The 4,950-nt window shown below is 63.0% G+C and carries 5 protein-coding genes; 3 read left to right on the top strand and 2 right to left on the bottom strand.

Features of this window, described 5'->3' with window-relative positions:
* Nucleotides 1-335, bottom strand: a 335-nt coding sequence (locus AC1DT3_RS11895; RefSeq protein WP_477465461.1) for a substrate-binding domain-containing protein, incomplete at its 3' end; no start/stop codon positions are given.
* Nucleotides 336-448: 113 nt separating this feature from the next.
* Between AC1DT3_RS11895 and AC1DT3_RS11900 the strand changes: the two genes are divergently transcribed.
* The 3 genes from AC1DT3_RS11900 to AC1DT3_RS11910 all read left to right on the top strand — a co-directional run bounded on the left by AC1DT3_RS11900 (nt 449) and on the right by AC1DT3_RS11910 (nt 4,606).
* Nucleotides 449-1,519 carry an ABC transporter ATP-binding protein gene (locus AC1DT3_RS11900; protein ID WP_477465462.1) on the top strand — a complete coding sequence of 357 codons (1,071 nt, stop codon included), beginning with the start codon at nt 449-451 and terminating at the stop codon, nt 1,517-1,519.
* Nucleotides 1,520-1,522: 3 nt separating this feature from the next.
* The gene (locus tag AC1DT3_RS11905; protein ID WP_477465463.1) at nt 1,523-3,175 is read left to right on the top strand and encodes an ABC transporter permease; all 1,653 of its coding nucleotides are present in this window, start codon (nt 1,523-1,525) and stop codon (nt 3,173-3,175) included.
* A gap of 243 nt (nt 3,176-3,418) precedes the next feature.
* A complete protein-coding gene (locus AC1DT3_RS11910) occupies nt 3,419-4,606 on the top strand; it encodes a multidrug effflux MFS transporter (RefSeq protein WP_477465464.1) in 1,188 nt (395 codons plus the stop codon).
* 59 nt (nt 4,607-4,665) lie between these two features.
* Here the strand turns inward: AC1DT3_RS11910 and AC1DT3_RS11915 are convergent.
* Nucleotides 4,666-4,950 (bottom strand): LysR substrate-binding domain-containing protein (locus tag AC1DT3_RS11915; protein ID WP_477465465.1); only part of this gene is annotated, 285 nt, incomplete at its 5' end.

Here is a 4,950-nt window from a genome sequence, read left to right on the forward strand (position 1 = left end):
GGGCTGACCTTGTAGGCCGGCATGATCGCGGCGTCGTCCTTGGGCTTGTAGGTCGCCAGGAGGTCCTTGTTGTCCTCGAGCTGCTCGCCACCGATGCTCCAGATCACATCGGCCTTGGGCGCGGAGGCTTCCGCCTTCACGCGCTTGATGATGTCGCCCGAACCGGCCTTCACCACGTCGAGCTTGAGGCCCGTCTCTTTCTCGAATTTCGGCGCCAGGGCATCGACGATCGAGGCCTTGTGGGCGGTATACACCACGACCGACTTGTCTTGCGCCATGGCGCTGACGCTCAATGTAGCGAGCAATACGCCTGTTGTTATTCCGACTTTCAACATCCCGTCCTCCCCGGATTAGGTAGCAAAGCTACGGCATGTTGCTGAACGCCAGAAGTTTTGTAAAGTCGGAACGGCATAAGACGTAGTTAAACTAGAAAGCTGGGAGCAGGGGCGTGGCGGAGTTGACCATTAAGGGGTTGGCCAAGAGCTTTCGGGACGTTCACGTCCTGAAAGGGGTCGATCTCACGATCGGATCGGGGGAGTTCTTCACCCTTCTGGGCCCGAGCGGCTGCGGCAAGACCACGCTTCTGCGGGCGATCGCCGGCTTTCAGCTCCAGGACCGGGGCGAGATCATCGTCAAGGGCGAGCGCATCGACGCCAAGCCGGCGCACAAGCGCGATATCGGCATGGTGTTCCAGGATTACGCGATCTTTCCCCACCTGACCGTGGCCGAAAACGTCGCCTTCGGCCTCAAGGCCCGCAATCTGCCGAAAGCCGAGATCGCGACCCGCGTCGCGGAAAGTCTCAAGATGGTTCGCCTCGACGGCTACCAGGACCGGCTGCCGTCGGAAATGTCGGGCGGGCAACAGCAGCGGGTTGGACTTGCGCGAGCGATGGCGATCCGTCCGACGCTTCTGTTGATGGACGAGCCCTTGTCGAACCTCGACGCCAAATTGCGCATCGAACTGCGCGAGGACATCCGGGACATCCAGAAACGGCTCGGCATCACGACGATCTATGTGACCCACGATCAGGAGGAGGCCCTCGCGGTGTCCGACCGGATCTGCGTCATGAACAAAGGTCACGTGGAGCAGATCGGCACGCCCTTCGAGATCTATCGCCAGCCGAAGCGGCGTTTCGCGGCGTCGTTCGTGGGCACCATGAACTTCCTCCCGGCGCGCATCGACGGCGGACGCTTGATCGTCGGCCAGCAATCGCTGGCCCTGCCCGGCAATCTCCCGACCGGGCCGGTCGAGATCGCCATTCGCCCGGAGAACGTGATTCTCGAGGGCGAGGCCGACCAAGGCGAGATGCTCGTTCTGAAGGGAAAAGCGCGCAAGGTGACGTTCCTCGGGCGGGAAGCGCAGTTCACGATCGCGACCGAAGCGGGCGAGATCGTCGCGCAGGTCTCGGATCCGAGCGCGGCGTTCCTCAAGGCCGAGGGGCACGACGTCGAGGTGCGGTTGCCGGTCTCGCGCATCGCGCTGTTCGATTCCAACGGCGATCTCGTGAAGGCGGGCTGACACATGACGCGTCCGTTCCGGTTCAACATCTGGACCATCGTGCTCATCGCGGCGTGGGCCGTGCTGTTCATGCTCCTCATCTGGCCGCTCTCGGCGATCCTGCGGGCGAGCCTTCTCGACAACGACAGCGGCGCCTTCTCCCTCGTTCATTACATCGAGATCTTCACGACGCGCGTCTATCAGCGGGCGATCGGCAACACCTTCATCGCGGGTTTGGGCGGCATGACGGGCGCGCTCGTTCTCGGCGTCACCCTCGCCTTCATCACCACGCGTTTCCACATCCGTGGTCGCGCCATCATCCAGACTTTGGCCGTCATCGCCCTCGTCGCGCCGCCCTTCATCGGAGCGTATGCGTGGATCGTCCTGTTCGGCGCGAGCGGCGTGGTGCGCAAGTTTCTCGCCACGATCGGCATTTCGATTCCGCCGATCTACGGCGTCGCCGGCGTCATCATGGTGTTCAGCCTCAAATTCTTCCCGCACGTGTTCCTGATCACGTCCGGCGCGCTCGGGGCGCTCAACCGATCGCTCGAAGAGGCCGCGGAGAGCCTCGGCGTCTCGCCGACGCGGCGGCTGTTCACGATCACGCTGCCGCTGATCCTCCCCGCCATCTCCGCCAGCGCGCTGTTGACCTTCGTGTTGTCGATCGCGGATTTCGGAACGCCGCGCATCATCGGCCGCGACTTCAACGTCCTGGCCACCGAGGCGTTCAACCTGTTCGGCGGTGAAATCGGCGGCAATCCCGGCATGGCGTCGGCGCTCAGCATGGTGCTGATTTTTCTCTCGATGCTGATCGTCTTCGCCCAACGCTGGGTTCTGCGCCGCAACGTCTATTACAGCAACCTGATCAAGAAGCCGGAACGGCAGCACGTCGGCGGGCTCAAATCGCTCGGCCTTCACGCGCTCGCCTACGTGATCGTGCTCGTCGGTGCGATGCCGGCGATCATCGTGATCCTGTTCTCGTTCCGCCGTACCAGCGGTCCGGTGTTCCAGCCGGGATTCAGCCTGCAGAGCTACGAGAAGGTGATCGCGACCGTCTCTGCGCCGATCTGGAACACATTGATGTTCTCGTCGGCGGCGGTGTTCGCCATCGTCATCAGCGGCACGCTCATCGGCTACCTGATCTCGCGGCGGCCGGGTCTTGCCACCGGCGCGCTCGATGGCCTCCTGATGGTTCCGTATGTGGTGCCGGGTATCGTCATGGGTATCGCCTTCATCACCCAGTTCAACAATCCGCCCATCGCGCTGACGGGGACCGGCCTCATCATCATCCTCGCCATCTATGTGCGCCGCCTGCCCTATTCGGCCCGCTCCGTCGCGGCGGCGCTGAAGCAGGTCAGCCCGAGCCTCGAAGATGCCGCCGTGAGTCTCGGCTATTCGCCGGGCAAGGCCTTCATGAAGGTCACCGTGCCGCTCATCGTGCCGGGTATCCTGGCCGGCGGATTGATGAGTTTCGTCACCGCGATGAACGAGCTCTCCTCGTCGCTCGTGCTCTATGTGGGCAACACGATCACGATGCCGGTCCGTATCTATCTCTCGGTGATGGACGGCGAATACGGAACGGCGTCGGCGCTCTCGACCATTCTCCTGACGCTCACCGGGCTTGCCGTTTACGCAGCGTTCCACCTGTCGGGACGCAAGGAAAGCGCGCTTCTCTGAGCCGGCTTTCGATGGATCATGGCGTGGCGCGCAGCTTTGCGCGTCACATATCCCGGTTGAACGGGGCTTGACGTTCTACCATTGCGGCATAAAGTGCGGCCCGCGATGGCGCGCATTCTTGCGATTCGTCGCCCGCCGCCGGCCCGAACCCCCCATCAGTTGCTTTTTGTCCCCTGCGCTCGTGCCGAGTCGCGGGCCGTTTCCTGTCCCGTTCGCCGCGAACGGGCATTTCGGACGCTTTCCATGAAGTCTTCCTTTCTCCGCAATGCGCTCGTGCTGGGCATGCTGTCCGCCATCGGACCGTTCGCCATCGACATGTATTTGCCGGCCTTCCCGGCGATCGCCCGCGATCTCCATTCGGATATCGGCTTGGTGCAGATGAGCCTCATGAGCTTCTTCACGGCCGTCGCGATCTTTCAGATCGTCTACGGGCCGGTCTCCGATCATGTCGGCCGCAAGCCACCGATCTATTTCGGGCTGACGCTGTTCATCATCGGCGGCATCGGATGCAGCTTCGCACCGAACGCCGAGACGCTGATCGCGTTCCGGTTCCTGCAAGGGGTCGGAGCCTGCGCCAGCATGGTGATCACCCGCGCGATCATTCGCGATCTGCATACGGGCGCCGAGGCTGCACGTCTCATGGCGACATCGATGCTGGTCTTCAGCGTTTCACCGATCCTCGCGCCGCTCGCCGGAAGCGCGCTCACCGAGTTCTTCAGCTGGCGCGTGATCTTCTGGGCGATCTCAGGGGTCGGTCTCTTGGGCCTTGTGGTCGTCGCGACTCTGCTGCCCGAGACCCGCAAGCCCTCCGCCGAGAAGGCCACGGTCGCGCAGGTCGTGCGCACGTACGGCCTCCTGCTCAAGGATTGGCACTTTCTCGGGCTCGTCTTCATCGGCGGCCTCGGACAATCGAGCTTCTTTGCTTATCTCGCCGGCTCGTCCGTGGTGTTCATCGAGCATTTCGGGTTGACGCCGTCTCAGTACAGCCTGGTCTTCGCCTCGAACGCGATCGCCTTCATCGGCGGAGCGCAATTCAACGCGACGCTCATGCGCCGGTTCGGAGCGCCGCGCGTCGTGTTGACGGCGATCTCGACGTTCGCCGTCCTGACGACGTCGCTGTTTCTGATCACCATGGCCGGCGTCGACAGCGCGGTCGTGTTGTGGGGCATGCTGTTCATGGCGTTCGGCTGCCTCGGACTCATCATCCCGTCGACCGCGGTGCTCGCGCTCGAAACGCATGGACCGATCGCGGGAACCGCGGCGGCCTTGATGGGCACGCTGCAACTGGCGACGGGCGCCACCGTGATCGTCCTGGTCAGCGCGTTCTTCAACGGCACGGCCGTGTCGATGGTCGTCGCCATCGCCACATGCGGTCTCGTGGCCTGCAGCCTGAGCTGGAAGGTGCTGCGTCGTCCAAGAGTGTATTCTTGAGTGACGTGTATTCTCGAGTGACGTGTATTCTTGAGTGACGTGTATTCGTGAGTGAGCCTCTATTCCTGGGCGATTTTGGCCATGATCCAATCGCGGAAGGACCGCACCAGCGGCGCTTCCGCCTTGGCCTCGGGATAGACGAGGTAATAGGCGCCCTCGCTGATGAGGCTGCGCGGAAACAGGATCTCGAGACGCCCTGACGCGAGTTCGTCGGCGATCAGGAAACGCGGCACGAGCGCCGCGCCGAGTCCGGATGCGGCGCCCTGCGCCACCATGGCGAACTGTTCGAAACGAGGACCGCGTAACGGATTGCCGACGCTGACGCCGTTGCTTGAGAACCATTC

The sequence above is a fragment of the Microvirga sp. P4_G7 genome, from assembly GCF_056401005.1.